The 23,152-nt window shown below is 47.6% G+C and carries 22 protein-coding genes; 12 read left to right on the top strand and 10 right to left on the bottom strand.

The features are described from left to right. Window positions 1–63: 63 nt before the first annotated feature. From BM202_RS16665 to BM202_RS16655, 3 genes are all read right to left on the bottom strand, one after another. A complete protein-coding gene (locus tag BM202_RS16665; RefSeq protein ID WP_093828034.1) occupies window positions 64–384 on the bottom strand; it encodes a low molecular weight protein tyrosine phosphatase family protein in 321 nt (106 codons plus the stop codon). Between the two features lie 59 nt (window positions 385–443). Continuing rightward, window positions 444–2,549 carry a protein-disulfide reductase DsbD family protein gene (locus BM202_RS16660; protein WP_093828032.1) on the bottom strand — a complete coding sequence of 702 codons (2,106 nt, stop codon included), beginning with the start codon at window positions 2,547–2,549 and terminating at the stop codon, window positions 444–446. Between the two features lie 110 nt (window positions 2,550–2,659). Continuing rightward, window positions 2,660–3,493 (bottom strand): phytanoyl-CoA dioxygenase family protein, encoded by an 834-nt coding sequence (locus BM202_RS16655; protein ID WP_093828030.1) that lies wholly within the window; start codon window positions 3,491–3,493, stop codon window positions 2,660–2,662. Between the two features lie 168 nt (window positions 3,494–3,661). Between BM202_RS16655 and BM202_RS16650 the strand changes: the two genes are divergently transcribed. Beyond that, window positions 3,662–4,531: a helix-turn-helix domain-containing protein gene (locus BM202_RS16650; RefSeq protein ID WP_093828028.1), complete on the top strand. Its 870-nt coding sequence runs from the start codon at window positions 3,662–3,664 to the stop codon at window positions 4,529–4,531. Window positions 4,532–4,590: 59 nt separating this feature from the next. Here BM202_RS16650 and BM202_RS16645 read toward each other — a convergent pair whose 3' ends face one another. After that, window positions 4,591–4,887: a YXWGXW repeat-containing protein gene (locus tag BM202_RS16645; protein WP_093828026.1), complete on the bottom strand. Its 297-nt coding sequence runs from the start codon at window positions 4,885–4,887 to the stop codon at window positions 4,591–4,593. Window positions 4,888–5,169: 282 nt separating this feature from the next. Between BM202_RS16645 and BM202_RS16640 the strand changes: the two genes are divergently transcribed. The 3 genes from BM202_RS16640 to BM202_RS16630 all read left to right on the top strand — a co-directional run bounded on the left by BM202_RS16640 (window position 5,170) and on the right by BM202_RS16630 (window position 7,730). Continuing rightward, window positions 5,170–6,459, top strand: a complete 1,290-nt coding sequence (locus BM202_RS16640; RefSeq protein WP_093828024.1) for a serine hydroxymethyltransferase — start codon at window positions 5,170–5,172, stop codon at window positions 6,457–6,459. Between the two features lie 111 nt (window positions 6,460–6,570). Further along, on the top strand, window positions 6,571–7,431 hold the full coding sequence (gene tatC, locus BM202_RS16635; RefSeq protein WP_093828022.1) for a twin-arginine translocase subunit TatC: 861 nt from the start codon (window positions 6,571–6,573) through the stop codon (window positions 7,429–7,431). An 80-nt stretch (window positions 7,432–7,511) separates the two neighbouring features. Beyond that, a complete protein-coding gene (locus BM202_RS16630) occupies window positions 7,512–7,730 on the top strand; it encodes a hypothetical protein (protein WP_394333794.1) in 219 nt (72 codons plus the stop codon). A 5-nt stretch (window positions 7,731–7,735) separates the two neighbouring features. Here BM202_RS16630 and BM202_RS16625 read toward each other — a convergent pair whose 3' ends face one another. The 3 genes from BM202_RS16625 to BM202_RS16615 all read right to left on the bottom strand — a co-directional run bounded on the left by BM202_RS16625 (window position 7,736) and on the right by BM202_RS16615 (window position 11,364). Next, window positions 7,736–9,085 carry a DUF58 domain-containing protein gene (locus BM202_RS16625; RefSeq protein ID WP_093828020.1) on the bottom strand — a complete coding sequence of 450 codons (1,350 nt, stop codon included), beginning with the start codon at window positions 9,083–9,085 and terminating at the stop codon, window positions 7,736–7,738. Then, window positions 9,082–10,056, bottom strand: a complete 975-nt coding sequence (locus BM202_RS16620) for an AAA family ATPase (protein ID WP_093828018.1) — start codon at window positions 10,054–10,056, stop codon at window positions 9,082–9,084. Before BM202_RS16620 ends, BM202_RS16625 begins: the two co-directional genes overlap by 4 nt. A gap of 123 nt (window positions 10,057–10,179) precedes the next feature. Continuing rightward, the gene (locus BM202_RS16615) at window positions 10,180–11,364 is read right to left on the bottom strand and encodes a DUF4350 domain-containing protein (RefSeq protein WP_093828016.1); all 1,185 of its coding nucleotides are present in this window, start codon (window positions 11,362–11,364) and stop codon (window positions 10,180–10,182) included. Window positions 11,365–11,777: 413 nt separating this feature from the next. On the opposite strand from BM202_RS16615, the gene BM202_RS16610 reads away from it, so the two are divergent. Next, complete coding sequence (locus tag BM202_RS16610) at window positions 11,778–12,674, top strand: hypothetical protein (RefSeq protein ID WP_093828014.1); 897 nt, start codon at window positions 11,778–11,780, stop codon at window positions 12,672–12,674. A 52-nt stretch (window positions 12,675–12,726) separates the two neighbouring features. Here BM202_RS16610 and BM202_RS16605 read toward each other — a convergent pair whose 3' ends face one another. The 3 genes from BM202_RS16605 to BM202_RS16595 are packed head-to-tail and all read right to left on the bottom strand — an operon-like array spanning window position 12,727 to window position 15,273. Further along, a complete protein-coding gene (locus BM202_RS16605) occupies window positions 12,727–13,494 on the bottom strand; it encodes a DUF4129 domain-containing protein (protein ID WP_093828012.1) in 768 nt (255 codons plus the stop codon). Then, on the bottom strand, window positions 13,478–14,332 hold the full coding sequence (locus BM202_RS16600; RefSeq protein WP_093828010.1) for a hypothetical protein: 855 nt from the start codon (window positions 14,330–14,332) through the stop codon (window positions 13,478–13,480). The genes BM202_RS16605 and BM202_RS16600 overlap by 17 nt, the downstream gene beginning before the upstream one ends. Continuing rightward, on the bottom strand, window positions 14,329–15,273 hold the full coding sequence (locus tag BM202_RS16595; protein ID WP_093828008.1) for a stage II sporulation protein M: 945 nt from the start codon (window positions 15,271–15,273) through the stop codon (window positions 14,329–14,331). Before BM202_RS16595 ends, BM202_RS16600 begins: the two co-directional genes overlap by 4 nt. Before the next feature lie 106 nt (window positions 15,274–15,379). On the opposite strand from BM202_RS16595, the gene BM202_RS16590 reads away from it, so the two are divergent. The 7 genes from BM202_RS16590 to ispE all read left to right on the top strand — a co-directional run bounded on the left by BM202_RS16590 (window position 15,380) and on the right by ispE (window position 23,126). Then, window positions 15,380–16,075 carry an RDD family protein gene (locus tag BM202_RS16590; RefSeq protein WP_093828006.1) on the top strand — a complete coding sequence of 232 codons (696 nt, stop codon included), beginning with the start codon at window positions 15,380–15,382 and terminating at the stop codon, window positions 16,073–16,075. A 70-nt stretch (window positions 16,076–16,145) separates the two neighbouring features. Continuing rightward, window positions 16,146–17,345: a M20 metallopeptidase family protein gene (locus tag BM202_RS16585; protein WP_093828004.1), complete on the top strand. Its 1,200-nt coding sequence runs from the start codon at window positions 16,146–16,148 to the stop codon at window positions 17,343–17,345. 269 nt (window positions 17,346–17,614) lie between these two features. Continuing rightward, window positions 17,615–18,253, top strand: a complete 639-nt coding sequence (locus BM202_RS16580) for a gluconate 2-dehydrogenase subunit 3 family protein (RefSeq protein ID WP_093828002.1) — start codon at window positions 17,615–17,617, stop codon at window positions 18,251–18,253. A 105-nt stretch (window positions 18,254–18,358) separates the two neighbouring features. Continuing rightward, entirely contained in the window at window positions 18,359–20,077 is a 1,719-nt protein-coding gene (locus tag BM202_RS16575; RefSeq protein WP_093828000.1) for a GMC oxidoreductase, read from the top strand. A 182-nt stretch (window positions 20,078–20,259) separates the two neighbouring features. Continuing rightward, the gene (locus BM202_RS16565; RefSeq protein WP_093827996.1) at window positions 20,260–20,796 is read left to right on the top strand and encodes a hypothetical protein; all 537 of its coding nucleotides are present in this window, start codon (window positions 20,260–20,262) and stop codon (window positions 20,794–20,796) included. A gap of 70 nt (window positions 20,797–20,866) precedes the next feature. Beyond that, window positions 20,867–22,294, top strand: a complete 1,428-nt coding sequence (locus BM202_RS16560) for an ATP-binding cassette domain-containing protein (RefSeq protein WP_093827994.1) — start codon at window positions 20,867–20,869, stop codon at window positions 22,292–22,294. A 25-nt stretch (window positions 22,295–22,319) separates the two neighbouring features. Further along, window positions 22,320–23,126, top strand: a complete 807-nt coding sequence (gene ispE / locus BM202_RS16555; protein ID WP_093827992.1) for a 4-(cytidine 5'-diphospho)-2-C-methyl-D-erythritol kinase — start codon at window positions 22,320–22,322, stop codon at window positions 23,124–23,126. Window positions 23,127–23,152 lie beyond the last annotated feature (26 nt).

Here is a 23,152-nt window from a genome sequence, read left to right as displayed (position 1 = left end):
CCGCCAGAGTCTGGCGGGGATTTTTTTGTTTACAGGAGCTACTACGTGTTTTATGTCGATTACTTAATCCAGATAAGGAGAAACGGATGACTTTATGGATTCAATCAATTCTTCATTCATGTACCCGTAGTCATCGGGAATATCAAGAACAATCAGTTGCTTGCTTCTAACCGTATCAGGAAACTTATCGATGATACGTTGTTTATGCCGCTTTTCCATCACGAAAATTAAGTCGGCCCACTCCAGAAGTTTAGCCGTTAGCTTGATTCGGGCAGAGAGCTCTGTTCCAGCAGACTTTGCCGTATAATCAGCATGGTTCTTATAAATTGCTTCTGCCGTTGGACTTCGCCATTGGTTTCGACTACAGACAAAAACTAGGTTCACCCGATTTGTGATGTGTTGATTATCATCAATACATATATTGTGTCCATACCTGAAATAGATTAAAACTTCGCCTTCCCAGATTCCAGAAACGCCACAAAGTGCGCTACGTCGCGATCGTAGTTTTTGGGAGATACCAGCAGTTTGCCGTCGCTGTTCACTAAGCAGTAGTGAGGTTGGGCATTGTTATTGAACTTCGTGATCTGCAAATCGGCATTTTGGGCTCCAATGCTCTTTTTGACTTTCTGATCGTAGGTCGAGGTATACCAATCAGCTTCGGGCAGTTCGGTTTTGTCGTCTACATACAAAGCCAGAATCACGAAATCATTTTGTAGTCGCGACAAGACAGCTGGGTCTGACCATACGCGGGCTTCCATTTCGCGGCAGTTAACACAACCATGCCCCGTGAAGTCAATGAACACGGGCTTATTTACTTTCTTCGCATACGCCAGCCCCTGCTTGTAATCGAAAAAACCCTGTAAGCCATGCGGTAGCTTGAAGAGGTTGGCGTATTTAGGCGTTTCTGACAACGTAGTGGCTGCTGTGGCTAGGGCTGTTGATCTGTTATGAAGATTGAAATCCTGAGAGGTTTCAGGAGGTAGATAACCCGAAAGTGCTTTCAACGGTGCACCCCACAAGCCAGGAACCATGTAAACGACGAACGAGAACGTAGCAATCGCTAACAATAGCTTCTGAACACTGATAAACTTGGTCTCGCTGTCATGTGGCAAACGAAGCTTACCTAAGAAATAGAAACCAATCAGGGCAAAAATGACAATCCAGATGGATAGGAACACTTCACGATCAAGTAAGCCCCAATGGTAAACCTGATCAGCAATACTCAGAAATTTCAGCGCCAGCGCCAGTTCAATGAAGCCCAGCACCACCTTTACCGAGTTGAGCCATCCACCTGATCGGGGAAGATTTTTCAGCCATTGCGGGAAAGCTGCAAACAGCGTAAAGGGAATGGCAAAAGCCGACGAAAAAGCGGCCATCCCTAGAATCGGCTTCACCACCTCGCCACCCGCTGAGGCCACGAGCAAACTGCCCACAATTGGACCTGTACAGGAGAACGACACCAGTACGAGCGTAAAGGCCATGAAGAAAATCCCTAAAATGCCCCCCTGTTCGGACTTCGCATCGGCCTGATTAATAAGTGAATTTGGCAATACTATCTCAAAGAGACCTAAGAACGAAAGGCCAAAGACAAAGAAAATGGCGAAAAACAGGAGATTCGGAAACCAGTGTGTACTGACAAAATTGGCAAAGGCTGGCCCGTTAAAACGGGATACAACCGTCCCAATCAATACGTAAATGCCGATGATAAACGCACCGTATAACAATGCCTTCCAAAATCCACCCTGCTGATTGGTAAAAAAACTGACTGTAGCCGGAATGATTGGAAATACGCAGGGTGTAAGCAAGGCAACAAGACCTGATAGAAAAGCAGCTAGCATAAAACTCCACAATGAACCGCCTGCTGTAGTGCCGGTTTCATTTAGCGCTAAGTTGTTCTTTCTAACGTCTTCTATGACAGCGGCATCAGTTGCTTTAGTCGCTTCTGTTGCACTTACGGTGCTGGCTTGGGTTGTAGCCAGAGCAACCGATTCGGATGCGGCCGACGTAGCAACCGAAGTCGTTTTAGGCGTTGAAGCTACAGCTGTAGCCGTAGTAGCTTGTGGCAGCGTTGCCGTAGAAGTGGCCTTGATCGCTACTGAAAATTCAGCTTCGGCAGGTGGTAAACACACACCCTCTTTGGTAGAACAAGATTGATATTCGGATGTACCTGAGAAAGTTACGTCTGGTTTCAGGATTTTGATTTTCTGAATAAAAATACCCTTGTTCTCAAACTGACGAACTTTGCCCCCCCAAACTTCTTCAAAAACCTCTTTAACACCTACTGGCGTAGGTTTGCCCACGAGCGAATACGCATCGGAGGGAGAAAACTTGAATGACGTTGGAATTGGGCCAATAGTAGGATCAAGATCATTGGAATAAATGTGCCAGCTATCGTCAATACTGACTTGAATCTGAACGCTGACAATGTCGCCAACTTTAGCCGGTTGTTTATCCGCTTTGGCTGACCAATGAGTCGGGTCTTTACGAATTTGCGCCGTTGCGCTTAGGGTAACGAATAACCACGCAACAAGCGCGAATAATGATTTCATACCGCTTTGGGTAAGTGATGGTTTAGTTGGACAACAGAAATACCACCAAAATATTTCCATTTGCATCGACCGAATCAACAAACAGTTTCCCCAAAGCGGTCTACTACGTATCAATAGCTAAACAAAACCGGGTTTAGCTCGTCCTGTGGCTTGCTGCCAATGGGAACATTATTGAGCCATTTGGCGTGATCGGCCACTTGATATTTGTTACGAGGCTGCATAATGACTTGATCCTTATCCATATAAATCATCGTCATTACCCCACGCGGACGATTCGATACGTTAGGTCCAGCGCGGTGGAATGTCCAGCCTGCGTGATAGCTCACTTCACCCAAATCAAAAGGGGCGTCATACACGGTAAAATTTTGCTTTTGTAGTTCGTCGGCCAGAATTTTCTCACTCTCATCGCTAATTTCCAGATCGCGACCGATTTCAACTCGCTGGCTCCCTTCGGCAAAAGCCAGCGGCCCCATTTCCATAGGTGTTTCCTGTAGCGGAATCCAGACAGTAACGGTATTGGGCGATGCCAATGGCCAATAAAACTGGTCGGCGTGCCAGGGCGTAATACCTCCCGACGGTTCTTTGTATAGGGCCTGGTCGTGATAAATACGTACGCCCTGTACGCTCATAAGATCGGTAGCGATTTTGGCGAGTCGCTTCGAGAAAACGAATTCTTTCGCTTCGGCATCTTCCAGCCATAGGTTCATAATTTGCAGAAACGCACGCTCATAAGTCGTCCGCTCTTCCATTGGCTTAATGAGCGTATTAAGTCGGAAAACCAGATCTGTGATGATAGTGCCGTAGTAATCAATAACGGCTTGACTTAATACGTGCTTGAGTTTTACGTATCCATTCTGCTGATAGAATGCAATCGCTTCCGGGCTGACCGTGTAGGGCAGATCTAATTCGTTCAGTAAGGTTTCTTTGTCAATTGTGGTTTCCATCAGTGAAAGGAGTTAGGAGTAAAATCGCTCTTATTTAGACGTAGCGACTGAGACAAAATTAACCGGCTTTACTATCTGATAACTGACACCATTTTGCTGATTTATGTGCAATTTTGACTAGTTAATTCTTCACTAATTCGCTAGTACGTTAAAATAACGTAGTATACTTTGAAAGCACTCTTCGAGAAGATAATGTTCAGTGAGCAGAGTTCGCTACTGGTTCGACGGTTTCAGTTATCCTATTTTGACGCACCCTGGCATTATCATCCTGAGTACGAACTGACGTATATTGTTAGAAGCTATGGGCGTCGGTTTGTGGGCGACCATGTCGAGGCATTTCAGGCGGGTGATCTGGTATTACTGGGACCGGATTTGTCTCATTTCTGGCGCAATGACGACGATTTTTACACCGGCAACGTAGCGCAGCAAGCAGAGTCCATCGTTATTCAATTTCCGGCTTCGTTCGACCAGCGTGTGTTGGCTGCAATACCCGAGGCCGACTCGATACGTCACTTGCTGGAACGTGCCCGGTATGGGCTGCGCTTTAGCTCAGCCGTGAGTCAGTCGCTGGCTGCTCTAATGGAGCAATTGCTGAACCAGAGCGGATTTCCCCAGTTACTGGGTATGCTCGACGTGCTACACCGATTAGCCGCTGATTCTGAGGCAACATTGCTGGCTAGTGCGGGCTATCAGTTGGCTCCCGGTAGAGCCGAAACCGAGCGCATGAAGCGGGTGCTGGAATTTATGCTGACTCACTTCCGGGATGAAATTCGAATAGAGACCATTGCATCAGTGGCAAGTATGGCTCCGGCTGCCTTCTGTCGGTATTTTAAGAAGCGTACTCGGAAATCTTTTGTCGAGTACCTTAATGAACTACGTATTAGCCACGCTCGTAAATTGCTTACAGACGTTAACCTGAGCGTTGGGCAGGTATGCGCAGAAAGCGGATTTGTCAATAATTCGCACTTTCATCGGCAATTCAGGCTGCACACCGGGATGACACCTTTACAGTATCAAACGGTGACGAAAAGGAAATAATAGCCTAAAAAGTAAGGCCACTATCAAACGATAATGGCCTTCCAGAATTTACGTATTAATTAGCGCCAGTGGCCTTCAACCCATACCGGACCACGGCGGGACTGGCGCCACTGACCCGGTACCCAGGCTGAGTACCGTGCTGGTGTAGCCCTATAAAAACCATTGACCCATATGTAATTACGTCCCCGGCGAACGTAGTGTCCCGGAATCCATACGTGCCGGGTCGATGGCGCTCTTGGAATAACTTCAACGCGGGCTGGCGGAGGATCTTGCGTTACGGCTGTCGCTGTGCAGGCTGAAAATAAAGTTGGGAAAAGAAGGCCCAGAAAGATCAATACGCTTACTTGACTTTTCATAGCTTTATTAAGTTTATGTCTTATTCACCACACGGGTATCTTCTTATGTTTGTGTCGTGTTTTAATAAGATTAGGTTTTAAGTCGATGGTTTAAGATACTGTAGTTAGGAAGCCTTGAATTTCTTTATAACCTACGTATTTCGTCTTGTTGTTTCATCACTAAAATCTTCCCCATCCTACCGTTTTCTACCGTACATTTGTAGTATAATAGGTTGGCTATTTTCCAGTTCGAAAATGTGCTAGCCAGCTACTGTACAACCGATTGCACTAACCGCTCGTAGTATGACGACCGCCACCACCACCCGCGATACGCAGGTATTTGATCTGATTGCCAAAGAAAAACACCGCCAAGAGTCGGGTATTGAACTGATTGCTTCCGAAAATTTTGTATCGCCCGCCGTTATGGAAGCGGCTGGGAGCGTCCTGACCAATAAATATGCCGAAGGTCTGCCCGGGAAACGGTATTATGGTGGCTGCGAAGTAGTAGATCAGGTAGAACAGATTGCTATCGATCGTGCTAAAGAGCTTTTCGGGGCTAGTTGGGTCAACGTGCAACCACACTCCGGTGCCAATGCGAATACGGCTGTATTTGTAGCCTGCCTGCATCCGGGGGATACTATCTTGGGTTTCGATCTGTCGCACGGTGGTCACCTGACGCACGGGTCGTCAGTAAATATTTCAGGAAAATATTTCCGTCCAACATTTTATGGCGTTGAACGGGAAACGGGGGTTATTAACTACGATGTTGTTGAAGAGACAGCGAAACGCGAGCGCCCAAAAATGCTCATTTGCGGGGCTTCGGCCTATAGCCGTGACTGGGATTATGCCCGTCTTCGCGCTATTGCCGATGAAGTTGGGGCGCTGCTGCTCGCTGACGTATCGCACCCGGCTGGTTTGATTGCCAAAGGATTGTTAAATGACCCGCTCGCTCATGCCCACATCGTGACGACCACTACGCATAAAACACTACGGGGTACGCGGGGCGGTATTATCATGATGCGAAACGACTTTGAGAACCCATTTGGGATTAAAACACCAAAAGGCGAAACGCGTCTGATGTCGTCGTTACTGGATTCGGGTGTGTTTCCCGGTACGCAGGGCGGGCCACTGGAACATATTATTGCAGCTAAAGCGGTTGCGTTTGGCGAAGCGCTGACCGACGATTTTTATGATTATGCCGTACAAGTGAAAGCCAACGCGCAGGCCATGGCGAATGCGTTCCTGAGCCGCGGCTATCAAATTATTTCGGGCGGTACAGATAACCACCTGATGCTGATCGACCTTCGTTCAAAAGGACTGACGGGTAAATTGGCTGAGAATACACTTATCAAGGCGGATATCACGATCAACAAAAACATGGTTCCGTTCGACGATAAGTCGCCAATGGTAACGTCGGGTATCCGTGTTGGAACGGCTGCTATGACAACGCGCGGATTGAAAGAATCGGACATGGAGCAAATTGTCGTATATATCGACAAGGTGCTGATGAACCATGACGATGCTGCTACGTTAGCGACCGTAAAAGAAGAAATTAATGAGTGGATGAAAGCGTTTCCTCTCTATAAAAGTTAATTGTGAATGGCGAATGAGTGAATGAGCGAATAGCTATTCACAGAGAAATAATTTACATGGTTAGATTCTTATTCACTCATTCATCCAATCACTCATTCGCTAATTGATACAATGCCACTAGATCAAGTAACAGACGAAGAAATACTGTCCGAAGAAGGCAAAGAAATGTCCTTTCTGGACCATTTGGAAGAACTCCGCTGGCACATTATTCGGGCTGTTGGGGCAATTTTTGTATTTGCTATTGCTGCCTTTATTTTCATTGAGGATATTTTCAGAGTCGTGGTTATGGGTCCCAAAAACCCGAACTTCTGGACGTACCGAATGATGTGTAAACTGGCTGACATGACGGGTTACGCTGATTTGTGCGTCAAGAAGCTCAATTTTGAATTGCAGTCGCTGGGCGTGTCGGATCAGTTCACGATGGCTATGACTTCGTCGGCTATTATTGGTCTTTGTTTTGCATTCCCCTATGCCTTCTGGGAGCTATGGCGGTTTATTAAACCAGGGCTCAGATCCGTTGAGAAAGAGGCTGCCCGAGGAGCAGTTTTCTTTGTTTCGATGCTGTTTCTGTTAGGACTTCTTTTTGGCTATTTTATCGTTTCTCCGCTGGCGATCAACTTTCTGGCAAACTATCAGATTACGCCCGAGATCAAAAACCAGTTCGATATTACGTCGTATATCGGTATTCTGGTAACGCTCTCGCTGGGTTGCGCGCTGATCTTTCAGATGCCAATGATCGCTTACGTATTATCGAAAGTGGGTGTACTAACTCCTGCATTCATGCGCTCTTACCGCAAACACGCCTGGATCGTGATTCTGATTGTGGCAGGAATTATCACCCCCTCGCCGGATATTTATAGTCAGGTACTGGTGGCCCTACCCTTAACGCTCCTGTACGAAGTGAGTATTCTGGTATCGGCCCGAATTGAACGGCAGCGCTTGAAAGAGCATCAGGAGTTGATGAAATCGTAAACGTTTAATTTTTATAAGCTGGACGTTAGTTGTTGGAAACTTTCCAATGGCTAACGTCCAGTCTCTTTAATGGAATGCCAATGCAGTACGATTTTAGAAAATACCACTATAAGTCCATTAATGCAGCTACTGATGAAGAACGGGCTGCCATCAATCAGGAATTGAAAGATATGTATGGGTCTCTACCTGATACGGAGAAGGAAGAATTCAACCGCCAGTTGCAGGTATTTCTGGCGAAGGAAATGGGGCGGCTTAAGTCTGATTATGAATCCGTAAAGGGTGGACTTGGCGACAATTAAAGATCTCAAATCATACCACGGGCTTTCAATTCCAGGTATTTATTGACTGTATTAGCGGTCAGATTCTGTGGAGCCGTCAGAATAGTTTGGATGCCGTATTGCGCTAACTCCTTCACAATCTGCTTCTTTTCAAAAGAAAATTTCTCGCCAATTGTTTTGAGGTAAATCTGTTCCGTATCGGTTGCTGGCTGGTCGAGTAAACTGCGGAGTTCTGTATTTTCGAAGAAGATGATCAGCAGTAGATGCTCTTTGGCGAGCCGGCGCAGGTAGGGTAACTGCCGGTGCATGGCGCTCACGGTCTCAAAGTTGGTGAACAACAAGAGCAAACTCCTTTGGCGGATATTCGCCCGAACGTTGGCGTACAGACTCTCATAATCGGTTTCCAGAAAGCGGGTTTTCTGCCGATACAGTACTTCCAGAATTTTGAGCATGTGGCCTGATCGGCGTTCGGCAGGTAGGATTTGGCCAACATGGTCGGAGAAGGTCAGGATACCCGCCCGGTCCTGTTTCATGAGTGCGATATTGCTCAATACCAAACTAGCATTGATAGCGTAGTCGAGGAGTGTCAGCCCATTAAACGGCGACTGCATAACCCGTCCTTTGTCAATCAGGCAGTAAACAGGTTGCGAGCGCTCATCCTGATACGCATTAATCATGAGCGTTGTGCCTCTTGGATCGGTTCGCCGGGAGGTAGCTTTCCAATTAATCGTACGAGCGTCATCGCCGGTGGAGTAGGGACGAACCTGTTCAAACTCCATGCTGTGTCCAATACGACGCATTCGTTTTACGCCCACTTCGTTCAGACGATTAGTAGCCGCCAGCAATTCATATTGTCGCATCTGCAAAAACGATGGATAAACAGCTACTGTTTTGCCCTGTTCAAACTGATAATGCCGTTTAAGCAAGCCTAAGGGCGTCATGACAAATACGTTAACGGCTCCAAAACTGTATTCTCCTCTCCGCGTAGGCCGAAGTTCATACCGTAGTACCTGCGTTTCGCGCGGGTTCAGTCTGGCCTGAAACAATATGTTACGTCGTTGAAACTGGAACGGAATTTCATCAATTACATCGACAGTGGCCCGAAATGTGTACTGGTTTTCCAGATAAATTGACAGCGGGTTTTCATCTCCATTCGATAGACGGTCTGGCAGTTCGCGACGGGCGAAAAAGACGCCGGATTTAACACGAAAGAGTAGCCAGGCATCCAGAAAAATCAGAAATATAAAAATCAAAAAAACGACCTGTGCCAGCGCAAACAGAATAGGGAAAGCGTAGGCCGTTACGAACAGCAGTACAATGGCTAGTAAGACAAGCCAAAGTCGAGTTGCGACGAAGAAGGGACGGATAAATTTCATCGCGGTACCTCAACCTTCTGCACTAATTGCGCAACGACATCATCGGCCGTGCCGCCTTCCATCTCGCGTTCGGGCGTGAGCAACACCCGATGGCGCAATACGGGAGCTGCTAGTTCCTGAACGTCTTCAGGCGTAATAAAGTCACGGCCCCGCAACGTAGCAAGGGCTTTTGCACTGTTCAGTAAAGCTACCGATGCGCGGGGCGATGCACCCAAGTAAAGCGATTTATTGGCACGGGTTCCCTGTACAATCTGAGCGATATAGTCGAACAACTTGTCTTCCACATGCACCTGATGCACCTGCCCACGTAGGGTAGCTAACTGGTCGGCGGTGAGTATCTCATTAACCGCATCGAGCGCATCGGCGAGGTTTCTCCGTTGATGGTGGCCACGGAGAATGTCTACCTCTTCAGTTGCCGAAGGATAGCCGACCACGATTTTGAACAGAAAACGATCTAACTGTGCTTCGGGTAGTCGATACGTCCCTTCCTGTTCAATCGGGTTTTGAGTTGCCAGCACCATAAATGGTTCGGCGAGATGATACGTAGTACCGTCGTTCGTCACCTGCCGCTCTTCCATGACTTCAAACAGGGCAGCCTGGGTTTTGGCCGGTGCCCGGTTGATTTCGTCGATCAGGACCAGATTAGAGAAAATGGGCCCTTGCCGGAACGAGAAATCACCGGTTTTGGGCATAAAAACAGACGTCCCCAATACATCCGATGGCATTAGATCGGGTGTAAACTGAATCCGACTAAAGCCCACCGACATTGTCTTGGCCAGCAGCTTGGCCGTCAGCGTTTTCGCTACACCCGGCACACCTTCAATCAGTACGTGCCCATCGGCCAGCAAGGCTGTTAATAATAAATCGACCGTATTGTGCTGTCCAATAATGACTTTACCAACTTCAGCGCGAATGGCATCGACAGTGGACGTGAGGGTCGTAAGGTCTAATCGAGTTTGAAAATTTTCCATAAAGAATGTCTGACCGCGCGGGCGGTCCCGCCAGGATTCCACTGGTTTATAGATTAATCTGCTTTTGTTCTACGCTTTCGTTGAACGCGAAATTCTGTAAATCTATAAATCAGTGTAATCCCGTCAGAGGGCTTGTTTAAATCGTTCCATGGCCCTGGTTAGGGTCAATAAATCATATTCCGATAGCAAAGTGCTTTTCTGAGCGTTGCGAAGAAGTCGTACTAACTCATCCGTTTCATCGTTTGGCGCACCGCTTTTTCGGCTTAACGTTTCTATAAACTCTCTGTCCAGCACGGTTGTGTTTAGTCCATACTGGTCGCGGATATCAGCCAGGAAATACTGGATTTTCTTCCGGGCCAGGTTATCGTGCTCACCCTGCTGAAAGTACATCTGACCAACGGTCTTTACAAAATCCAGCGAAGTATTTTTAGCAGGCTCAATCACCGGGATGATACGTTGTGTCCGTTTTCCGGCAAAGATTGCGTAAGAAAGCAGTCCAAATGCCACCAGGTAATACGCCCAGTTCAAAGCTGGTTGCGAACGGATATATCGGAAAACAGACTGCTGATCCGCATCGAATCGCCCTTGATTCTGGTATTCGTCCCAGTAGGTCGGCAGAACCGGCAAATAGGAGAGTGCTTTGAATGCGTAGTCTGACGTCTTCTTGTCCAGAACGTAGTAATTCGTGAAGGCTAAAGGCAAATTGTGAACAAAAAATTGGCCTTTCCCATACTGGACTCGAATAAAAGTTGGCTCATTTCGGGCATTTCGCCCTATTACCATTACGTGTTGTGATTTATTGATCATCAGGAAGTTACGTCCATCGTCGTGGAAAAAATTATAGCCCCCCGCCTTCCTCAACTGGGGATTCACAAAATTCTGACGTAGCGTTGAATCCGCTTTGAGTGGATCTTTCTCGTCGGCTTTGAAACCTAATAGCGTACTCAGTGAATCAGGCAGTATATAAGCAGAAATAAAGACATTATTCCCACGACCGACATAGGACAGGAGTTTTTTTAGATCGTTGCCATCGGCATTGAAATCATGGCACACGAACACATAATTACTACGTACCGGCAGCTTTGTTTCTGTTAAAAAATTATAGACCGGCAAGCGAACCGTCTTGATGGGTGCCCCTTGCCATGCGTCAGGCATTAACTCAAACAACGCCTGTGTTCCGAACGGAATTTTGTCGTCATTCTGATACGTTGGTTCCCAGTTAATCGGCTTCGGTCGATAATACTCATAGAGTACGTAGGCCACTACCGTAGTAAGCAGGATAAGGAGATATTTATTAGGCTTCAGCAAGGACAGTTATAAATAGATAAGCATTCTGACAGCCAGCGTCAGGCTTAACGAATCAGACAGATTTTACTCACCGAGTTTCTCTCTGTAATACTACCGTTTCGCGGCTTGTTTTGCAAATACACATTTGTTTAAGATACGGGGAGCAGATGTCTGGCTTTTAGCAAATTCGGTGGATGCGCCACAGTCTAAAAGGACTCACCGTTAAATAAGAGGTCTTTAACTATCTTCATGGCTTATAGTACTTTTAAATAAATGCTCTGAATACCAACAGGTTTTGGTACAGTCTTCTGGTCAGAATTCAGGTTTGATCATCTTTCTCGATAAGGTGTAATGGTTCTACATGCTTTTGTTGTCGTAGTACCTATTTAGTCCCTATCAACAGATATAATTCCTTACCCTTCAATCCCCTTAACATGGCCTACTCATTCAATATTTCATCTGCTGTTTTATCCACAGGCAGAACGGTTTATTATGGTACACGGCTCAATTCGGGCGAAAGCCGGTTTGTGATTGCCTACAGAACTAAATATCAGGATAATTTCGGGCTGTTTAATACAGATACCAAACCCGGCCTTACCTACAACCCCAATGACTACAGAGCCGACTATGGGTTTTGGGCAGATTTTATAAACCCCACGGCCTTTGTCGAAAGTAAAGGATCTTTCTTCTGCCTTAATACGTATGATCGGGCCAAATTTACCTTCAGTTTCATGCAGTATGCTGCCCACGTACCCAATGGCGATTTTGTGCGCTACCTGAAAAAGCTACTTCAATTACCGTTGGCAGCCGATTACTTTCCTCGGTTAAAACTGAGCCAGGGCCGTATTCATTATAAAAATAGCAACGAAACCTTGACCCAGTTGGAGAGTGATACGTCAACACAAGGGTTAATGAATTACTTGAATCCTACGCTTTCAGAAATTGAAAATCAGGAAACCATAAGTGCCGCCCGAATGGTACACTGGGCACAGAATGATCCGCAAAATCGGTTAGTGCAGGTCAGTCTGGCGGTTGATTTCTTTCAGGCAAATTTGCCTCGCTATCATCATCGGCTAGGACTCGATAGGGCACCCGTTAAAGTATGTGTGGTCGTTTGCGACATTCTGCACCAGGGGCGAGCTACGTTTGATCGCATTGCGGCTGCGTTGAACACAAATGGTAACTGGGATCGGGCCTATACGAACCTCCTGACCATTGGAGATGCTGTGTATGCAGAGCGAATTAACTCCCTAAGGCGAAAAATCACCGAATCAGTAAATGCGGGTTTGTTTAACAAAAAGTACGATGCTTCTGCCAATAGCTTCGTCTGATCTGACTACGAATACATAAAAGAAGGCTGGGTTGCGTAAGTCAAACCAGTGCTCATCTGTCGTGTATTGGGGCTGGCCGAGACGAATTAAACTGCTGAAACTGCTGCCTGATTTGCCCGAATTTGGTTTCGTCTACCGGAAAATCGCCGTACCAAACAAACTCAAATTGACGCGTTAGAATCTCAAAACCACTCTGGAGAGGAGAATTTGCTAACTCATAAACGTACTGACGATTTGTTTTTTCGGGTTTATAGTTAATTTGACCCGAGTCGGTCAGGCGTTTGAGCGTTTGCAGGTACAGAAGCCGCACGGCCAGCCGAAAGTTTCGCTGGCTGATGGCGTCCTCAATGGCCGAATCGAAATTGATTTCGTGGATATTTTCCTCCAGCGTTGCGTAATCCAGATCACTCGATTGTGCCTTCTTTGGAAACAAATAACCCAGCACCTCGGCTTTCATCAGCAGATAAATAGAGACACCAGCTATACCCGCCAGAATTACATACTGCCAAACGTCCTGATAGGCTTTGCTGGCCAGAAAGCGGGAAATTTTACGGAAGAGCCAATTGAAAAAACGAGCTATCGGATTGGTAGACGGGGGCGCGTCGTTGTTATACTGGTAATCACGATCGGTTTGCAGTTTATGCAAGTGGTCTGGATTAGGGTAACGGACACGTAGCGCCGAACGGTCGTCGGGGGTCGAAACCGTTTGGCTTTGGGGCGCAGTCATTTGGGCCGAAACCGGCAATGAATACACGCATACCAGCAACGTAGCAACTTGCGCGGCAACAACAAAAAACGTCAATTTAGAAACTGCCTTCATCCGTTTCGCGGGCTTGGGTTGGCTGGGTTCCAATAGAGTCGATGGCAGAAATCATCCCCCGGCCTTCCTGCCGTTCAACCAGGTTTGTGTACTGAAAACCAAGGGCCAGGTAAACTAAACTATTGAGGAGCAAGGCTCCGAGCAGGCTAATAGCCCCCGAGATAATAGCAACAATGCCCTGGGTAGCTACATCACTAGCTAAGAAACCAATAACTATACCCGGAATCTGAAAGATCAGACGTAGCAATCCGGCAAGGATGCCCATTACTAAGGCCAGCCCGAACGTAGACCACCATTTATCGCGGATGAGTTCGAAACATCGATTCCAGGTCTGCCCAAAATTCGTATTTTCAAAGACCAGAACCGGAACCCCCAAACTCAGAACAACACCGACGTAAATGCCTGGCAAAATAAAAAACATCGTAGCGACGATGGTTACGATGGTCGACAGGATGTTAAACACGATGGCGGGTCCGATGTGTTCTTTAGCCTCCTCCCAAACCTGCGATACCTGAATAGGCTGTCCCGCATTTCGGTTATATACTTTCAGGTGAGCAAAGGTTGTCAGACTTACCGCCAATAGACTCAGCATGAATCCAATGCCGATAACCAAAATGGCTGGTAGCTCATTCATGAACCAGAGCGGGTTGGTCTGACTCGACCCAAACAGCAAGATAACATCACTGATCAGGAAACTGCCGGCCACGATCATAAGTAAAACAGGCGGGCCAGCTATGTAAATGATAGACAGGATAAAGCTGTTGATATTCTGAGCGATATACTGAAACGTAGCATTGATTTTGTTCCCAAAATCGCGCTGCTCGAAAAGTTGAATCATGACTGAATCCTGCGGTTAAGTGAAATTGGGTACAGAATGAAATACCAGATAATGAAAGCAGCCGAAACCAGAATAATACCGCCACTCACGACCGGCGGCAGCGTTAGCCGCGTGATAAAACTTTCCAGAAAACCTGCCATAACAAAAATCGGTACTAGCCCAATCGCAATTTTCAAGCCCTGTTTGATGCCGCGCTTAAATGACTCCAGTCGAGAAAATGTCCCAGGGAATAGCAGGCTGTTGCCGACGGTTAAGCCCGCGCAGCCCGCTATGATAATGGCCGATATTTCGAGCGTGCCGTGAATCCATATTTTCAGGATGGAGTCGAGCAGTAACCCACGTTCGTAGAAAAAATATTGAAAAGAGCCCAGCATAATGCCGTTGTAGAACAACATAGCCATCGTGCCAAACGATGCGAACAGGCCAAATATGAACGTCCGGAACGCTACGTAGATGTTATTGAGTGTTATCTGCACAAACATCGACGCCTGATCGCTGCTATTGTACACGCCTAGTGGATCGCCTTTTTTGATGTTTTCGAGCGTCATATTTACGTACTGATCACCCAGAATCAGTCGAACGAACGTAGCATCATGAGCCGCCGATAACCAGCCGAGAATACCCGCTACCAAAAAAATACCCGCCGAAAGCGCCAGCAGCCGATGCGACTGTTGAAAGAGAAAGGGTAACTCGTATTTCCAGAACGTAACGAATCGACTGCGATCGTCGCGCTTGTTCTGCATCAGCCCCCGGTGCATCTGGGCGGTCAGCCCGTTGAGGTAGCGCGTTACGTTCGAATTAGGGTAGAACGTCCGGGCGTACGACAAATCATCAGTCAGTTCTACAAAGCGGTTTGTCAGCTCGTCGGGATCTCGCGTAGGATTTTGTTCGATGTCGCGCCACTTGTCGGAGTTGCGTTTAACGAAAAGGGCTTCGCGCATATAAGTCGTAAGGGTCAGTTGGCTAAGTTAATAGGTTTTCCCTAAAAAGTTTTTGACTAGACGACCTTACTTACGACTTTTGACTGCTGACTTACGACTCCACCCCATGTCTCTTGCCATCCGCACTTCTCAGAACGTTTTACTTGAATACGAGCCCGCCAGCGTTGGTGACCGGATTATAGCCTCTTTAATTGACTATGTAGTGATCTTTGGCTGGGTGCTGCTGGTAATGGCCATTGCCGCTGGCCTCAATCTGAATGTTGGCAAATTCTATGGGGTAATTGCCATGCTGCCCGTTGTGTTCTACGATTTGGCGTCGGAATGGCTTCTCAACGGCAGAAGTATTGGTAAAATCGCTATGAATATTCGGGTAGTCATGCTCGATGGATCGCAGCCGGGCTTAGGTGCTTATCTACTACGTTGGTTGCTTCGGATTGTGGAATCGGTGGCGTTTTTGGGCGGGATTGTTCCAATAATTACGGTAGCGGCTAATGGTAGAGGCCAACGTCTGGGCGATATTGCGGCCGGAACCACGGTTGTTAAGCTCAAGCAGCCCGTTTCGATAGAGGACGTGGTATATCGCCCCGCCCCTGAAAATTACATCGTGCAGTTTGCTGATGTTAGCTTGCTTTCCGACCGGGACATTAGCATCGTTCGTGAGGTTCTTCGCCGAACCGACGAACATGTTCTGGAACGAACCGCCGATAAAGTTAAAGAAGTAACCGGTATTCAAAGTAGTTTGCCAAATCGCGCCTTCCTGGAAACGGTTGTGAGCGATTATCAGTTTATAACAACACAGTAACGCGGCTGGAAAGCCGCCGTATAAATCCAAATGCGGTTTTCCGTCGGAATGCCGCACCACCGCATTACTTATGCTCGATTCCATTAAATCTCTGGCCCGGCAATATGCGGCCGACATCGTTCAGACTCGTAGACACCTGCATGCACATCCCGAACTCTCGTTTCAGGAACATAACACAGCCCGATTTGTCGCCGACCAGCTCAAAGCTATTGGTATAACACCGCAGGAAGGCGTGGCCGATACGGGCCTAGTGGCCCTTATTGAGGGTAACAAGAGCAACAGTTCTTCCCCCTCGAAAGTCGTTGGCTTGCGAGCTGATATGGATGCGTTGCCAATCCACGAAGCAAACAACGTATCGTATAAGTCTACCGTTGAGGGGGTTATGCATGCGTGCGGACACGATGCGCATACTGCAAGCTTGTTGGGTGTAGCGCGTATCCTGCACGTATTACGCGACCAGTTCGATGGTACAGTGAAGCTGGTATTCCAGCCGGGCGAAGAGAAAGCCCCCGGTGGTGCATCGATGATGATTCGGGAAGGTGTTCTGGAAAATCCGGCCCCTGTCAGTATGCTCGGCCAGCACGTAGCACCAAACATTCCTGTCGGGAAAATTGGCTTTCGGGAAGGTATGTACATGGCCAGCACCGATGAAATTTACATGACCGTTCGGGGAAAAGGTGGCCATGCTGCCATGCCCGATAACCTCGTTGATCCGGTTTTGATTGCGTCGCACATCATCGTGGCACTCCAGCAGATAATCAGCCGAAATCGTCCACCGGCCAGTCCATCAGTGTTGTCGTTTGGGCGATTCATTGCCGACGGCGTGACGAACGTAATACCAAACGAAGTTACGATTCAGGGCACGTTCCGGTGCATGAATGAAGAATGGCGCGAAGAAGGTAAAAAACGAATGGTTAAACTGGCCGAAGGTATTGCCGAAGCGATGGGCGGCTCCTGCGAGTTTACGATTGTGCACGGGTATCCTTTCCTGAAAAATCATCCCGAATTGACTCGTCGTGTGCGGGCACAAGCCGTTGAATACATGGGCGCAGAAAACGTTGTTGACCTCGATTTATGGATGGCGGGCGAAGACTTCGCCTTTTATTCGCAGGTGGTCGATTCCTGCTTTTACCGACTTGGAACCCGCAACGAGGCTCGCGGTATCATTTCGGGTGTTCACACCCCCACCTTCGACATCGATGAAGCAGCTCTGGAAACCGGCGCCGGACTGATGAGCTGGCTGGCCGTACGGGAGTTAGCGACAGAATGATGATACACAAAACCTTTCTGTAAAAAGCCGACTCATTCGAATGAGTCGGCTTTTTTGTGACTCATCTTTTAGGCCTCGAGATCACCTAACTGATTTGCCTTGTTCGTTTTAGGCTGATAATTAGCTACGTTCTAAATAGAATTATCCACCAAAAGTGCGTCTCCAAATTGCACAATCCATTCATTGAATGTTATACATTTGTATTTATATATATCGTTCTATTTGAAAGTCTAATTTGCTATAAACCTATGAACAGAAGAGATGCTCTTATGCGGGTAGCCGCGCTGGCTGGCGCCACTATGTCGCTGCCCGGCCTGGTATCGCCCGCATTGGCCGATACGCTCGAAGCGTCGGCCGCCCGACGCGCCCTGACGGGCAAGCCGCTTTTCTTTACGGCCGATCAGGACGCGACGGTCGCGGAACTGGCCGATACCATTATTCCGACGACAGGTACGCCTGGCGCAAAAGCAGCCAAGGTGAACGAAATTATTGATGTTATTCTGAAAGACTGCTACAAGCCAGCCGATCAGCAGCGGTTCCTGGATGGGCTTACGCAGACGAACAAGCTCAGTCAGGATGCCTATGGGAAAGCCTTTGTGCAACTTGATCCAACGCAACGTATTGAGGTTGTTAAAAAGCTTGAAGCCGAAGCCAAACAGCAGCGTGCCGAGATGGCCAATGCTAAAGCCGCGAAAAAAGTGGACAATGGACAGGCTGATTTACAGATGCCGGGTGATAAGGGTGCGAAAACGTACACGCCTTTCTTCACCATGTTGAAGGACCTGACGCTAACCGGCTATTTTACGTCCGAGATCGGTGCAACCCAGGCGCTTGAATACGTAGCCGTTCCTGGTCGCTACGATGGTTGTGTTCCGCTCAAGCCCGGCCAAAAGGCGTGGGCCATCTAAAAAAGTTATAGAGTTAGATAGTTGAAGAGTTATATAATTAACCCGATAGCGGTTTTACAACTTTTTAACTATATGACTTTTTAACTATAAAACTCTTCTCACAGAATGAACTTAAATATTGACGCAAAAAAAGATATGACCTACGACGCTATTGTCGTGGGATCGGGTATTTCGGGTGGCTGGGCTGCCAAAGAACTTACCCAAAAAGGATTGAAAGTGCTGATGCTGGAGCGTGGCCGCGATATTAAGCACATCGAAGGATACGTAACGGCGACCAATAATCCCTGGGATTTTCCGCACCGTGGACGTATCACAACCATGGCGGCTGAAGAATACTGGGCCAACATGCGTACTGGCTATACCGCTAACGAAGAATGGCGGCACCATTTCGAAAATGATAAGGAAAACCCATACCTCGAAAAACGTAAGGTAGACTGGATTCGCGGTTATCATGTGGGTGGACGGTCGTTGATGTGGGGCCGACAAAGCTATCGCTGGAACAAGGAAGACTTTATGGCTAATGGCAAAGAAGGCATTGGTGTCGATTGGCCGATTCGTTATGAAGACCTCGCTCCCTGGTACACTTATGTAGAAGGATTCGCCGGAATTTCGGGCAATAAGGATGGTCTGGATGTGCTGCCCGATGGTAATTTTCTGCCGCCGATGCAGATGAACTGCCTGGAAAAAGAAGCGAAGGCAAAAATTGAAAAAAAGTTTCCAGCTCGTCGGGTTACGATGGGACGTACGGCTCACTTAACCCAGCCAAAGCAACTGCACTACGATTTGGGTCGGGCGGCTTGCCAGTTCCGGAACCAGTGTATGCGAGGCTGTCCATATGGCGCGTATTTCAGTACTCAATCTGCTACGTTGCCAGCGGCTGTTAAGACCGGAAAACTAACGCTACTGCCTGATTCGATTGTGTCGGAAGTACTGTATGACGAGAAAAAGGGCAAGGCAACCGGCGTTCGGATTATTAACCAGAACACCAAGGAGGTTCGGGAATATTACGCCCGGATTATTTTCCTCAATGCATCATCGTTTGCCAGTACGTCTATCCTGATGAACTCAAAATCGCACCGTTTCCCGAATGGTATGGGTAATGATTCCGACCAGCTTGGTCGTAATATCATGGACCACCATTTGGCCGTGGGTGCTGCCGGAACGTTTGAAGGCATGGAAGATCAATACTACTTTGGCCGCCGTGCCAATGGTGTCTATGTACCACGTTACCGGAACTGGGCTGGCGATAAACGCGACTACGTTCGGGGCTTTGGCTACCAGGGTGGTGCCGGTCGTGAAGGCTGGAACCGGGGCAATGGTGCTGACGGTTTCGGCGCTGATTTCAAAGAAAGTTTAACCAAACCTGGTCAGTGGACAATGAGCCTCGGCGGTTTTGGTGAAATGATTGCTGATCCAAATAACCGTATGACGCTTTCGCCAGACCAGAAAGATAAGTGGGGCTTACCACTGATTGTATTCGACGCAGCCTATGGTGAGAATGAGCGGAAGATGCGCATCGATATGATGAACGATGCCGCTGAAATGCTCGAAGCCGCTGGTATAAAGAACGTAACGCCTTATAACGACGAGTCGAAGCATCCCGGCATTGGTATTCACGAAATGGGTACTGCCCGGATGGGACGCGACCCGAAGACGTCGGTGCTGAATGCGCATAATCAACTTCATTCCGTCAAGAACGTCTTTAATACGGATGGTGCTTGCATGACATCAGCCTCCTGCGTGAACCCTTCGTTAACGTACATGGCGCTAACCGCCCGTGCGGCCGATTTTGCGGTGAAAGAAATGAAAAAAGGCACATTATAAATCATTTCTTTGCGTTTGAAAGGGCAGTAAGCATAAATTGCTTGCTGCCCTTTTTTTGTATCTTATGGGATAAACGCTTGCCAATGTGCTGGTTAAAATTAAAAATAACTAAACATTTTTTGACTAGTCGAGTTATGTTATAGAATATCGAGAAACGAATAAAAATAACACTCAACTCAATTATGAAAAAAGTAATGATCATGGGCTGTATGCTGGTAGCTGGCTTAGCCCTCAATGTAAATGCACAAACGACCAACTCGTCAACAAACGCTGGGTCGAGAGGAACAACAACGGGCACAACCGGCTCGGGTACAACTGGTACATATACAAACGGCTCAAACACGGGGACAAATTCTGGTACCTATCAGACGCAGCCACCAACCAATACTGGCATTAATCAGCCTCAACCAACAACTGGCGCGAACCAGATGCAGCCACCAACGAACACAAATACATACCAGAATCAGCCGACCAATATGGGAACGACGGGTACAGTAAATCCAACTACGGGGACGACTACTGTACCACCAACAACAGGCACTGGTAGTACGTACAGTACGGGTACCGGTACAATGAACAATGGTACAACAAACACGGGTACCACTACGGATATGCAATCGGGTACTACGGATCGTATGAATAACGGATCGACAGGAAATGGATCGACTCGTACGAAAAGTGTTCCTTCAACAACGAAGCCCCGTTCCAGCACTATGTAATTTAGTCTGAAGCGACAAAAAGAAGCGAATTGGGGTGATACCTTTGCAAAGGTATCACCCCAATTTTTTTATGCCTGACCTAAATGCACTGATTTCTTTACACAAACTGACTGTCCGCCGGGGTAGCCAGCAAGTGCTACGTGATATTACATTTCAGCTAAACCCGGGCGAATGCTGGGCACTTGTTGGACCGACCGCGAGCGGGAAAACAACACTTTTGCAGACACTTGCCGGGCATGTGATGCCGACTGCATCGGGCATGTTGACCCGTAGGACATCGGCCGAATTGGTTTCGTTTAAAGAAGAATCAAGTCAGTTTTCATACAGCGGTTATTTTTATCAGCAACGCTATCAGGCTACGATGAGCGATAGCCCGGAAGGAACTGATCCAGCCTATAAATCTATACCGACGCTACGTAATTACCTACAGTTTACTGAATCACCTGAGAACGATTTGCTCGTTGAGCGATTAGGGCTGAAACCGTTGCTGGATCGTTCGTTTCTAAAACTCTCCAACGGTCAGACGCGCAAGTCACGCATTGGCAAAGCCTTGTTAAAGCACCCAACCGTGCTGTTGTTGGACAATCCTCTTGTTGGTTTAGACAAGGGATTCCGTACAGAATTGACCAACTGGCTAGGTGAACTGATCAATCACGGTCTGACGCTTATGTTAGTCGCTGATCCACTTGATATTCCCTCGTTCGTAACGCATGTGATCACGCTAAAAAACGGTGAAGTTCAGTGGGCAGGCACCAAAGAAAGTTACGTAGCAGAGCCGTTAGACGTACCAATGGCTGCGCTACCTGAGCTCCAGACGAAGCCCAGACCTGCCGACTTTGACGCAGCATTTCAGTTACGCAACGTGACTGTGCGCTATGGTGATACGATAATTCTGAATACAATTGATTGGGCTGTTCGGGCGGGTGAACGGTGGGCTTTGCTGGGGCAAAATGGGGCCGGAAAGTCGGTACTACTGAGTTTGCTTTATGGTGACCATCCGCAGGCCTATGCCAATGACGTCAGCGTGTTTGGCCATCGACGCGGTAAATCGGGCGAAAGCATCTGGGATGTGAAACGCCGGATTGGGTTTGTATCGCCCGAACTGCATCTTTATTTTCCTCAGAACCTGTCAGTACGCCAGGTCGCGCTGACAGGGCTAACAGATACTCTTACTCCACCCAAACGAGTCTCTGCCGAAACCGAAGCAGATTTAAGGGAGCTGCTAGCCTATTTTGAGCTGACGGGTACGATAAATCGGCCTTTCGGTACCTTGTCGGCAGGTGAGCAGCGATTGGTCTTATTGGTACGGGCACTCCTTAAAAATCCGCCGGTATTGCTACTGGACGAACCTTTTCAGGCAATAGATGCACGCCATATTGAATTGGCCCGGCGGTTAATTGATAGCTTTCAGGAGAAAACTATTCTGTTCGTCACGCACGATCAACACGAGCTCCCCAATAGTGTAAACCAGATTTACGACCTTAATACCCGTAAATAGCCTATATACTCTTATCATTTATCCTGTGATTGTCTTTCCTACCAGTAAAATAAATCTTGGCCTACGTATCACCAAAAAGCGTCCCGATGGGTTTCATAACCTGCAATCGTGCTTTTATCCGGTTGGGTGGGGCGATGTGCTGGAAATAATTCCTGCAGATGAATTTGCGTTTAGTAGTAGTGGATTAGCCATACCTGGAGATGCTGGCAGTAATCTGTGTATCAAGGCTTATAACGTACTAAAAGCTGATTTTGATTTGCCGCCAGTTAAGATGCATCTTCATAAGATTGTGCCCATAGGTGCAGGCCTGGGTGGCGGTTCGGCCGATGCCGCCTTTACGTTGAAGTTATTAAATGAGCGCTTTAGCTTGAGATTAACTGTTTCAGAATTGGAAGAATACGCTCGTTTGCTGGGTAGTGATTGTGCCTTTTTTATCCAGAATCGCCCGTTGTATTGTATTGAGAAGGGAGATACGTTTCTGGAAACAGAGATTGATCTAAGCGGGTATTATATACTATTAGTCTATCCAAATCTTGCCATTTCAACGGCGGAAGCTTACGCTGGGGTTCGACCTCGACAACCTGAAATTTCGCTGGAGGGTCAGTTACAAACGTCCGTCGATACCTGGCGTGATACAATTCATAATGACTTTGAAGACAGTCTGTTCCCGAAGTACCCGATTCTGGCTCAAATCAAGCGGGAACTCTACGGGGCTGGGGCTGTCTACGCCAGTATGACTGGCTCGGGATCAACGCTGTACGGCATTTTCAACGCGCCACCAATCGTGCCAAACCAATTTTTGGATTACAGCGTTTGGCAAGGAAAGTTATAGAGATAGTCGTCAGTCATTAGTGACTA

Origin of the sequence: Spirosoma endophyticum (genome assembly GCF_900112365.1) — a bacterium.
Lineage (GTDB): Bacteria > Bacteroidota > Bacteroidia > Cytophagales > Spirosomataceae > Spirosoma > Spirosoma endophyticum.
The sequence above is the reverse complement of the archived record's forward strand: the minus strand, read 5'-3'. Positions and strand labels throughout refer to the sequence as shown.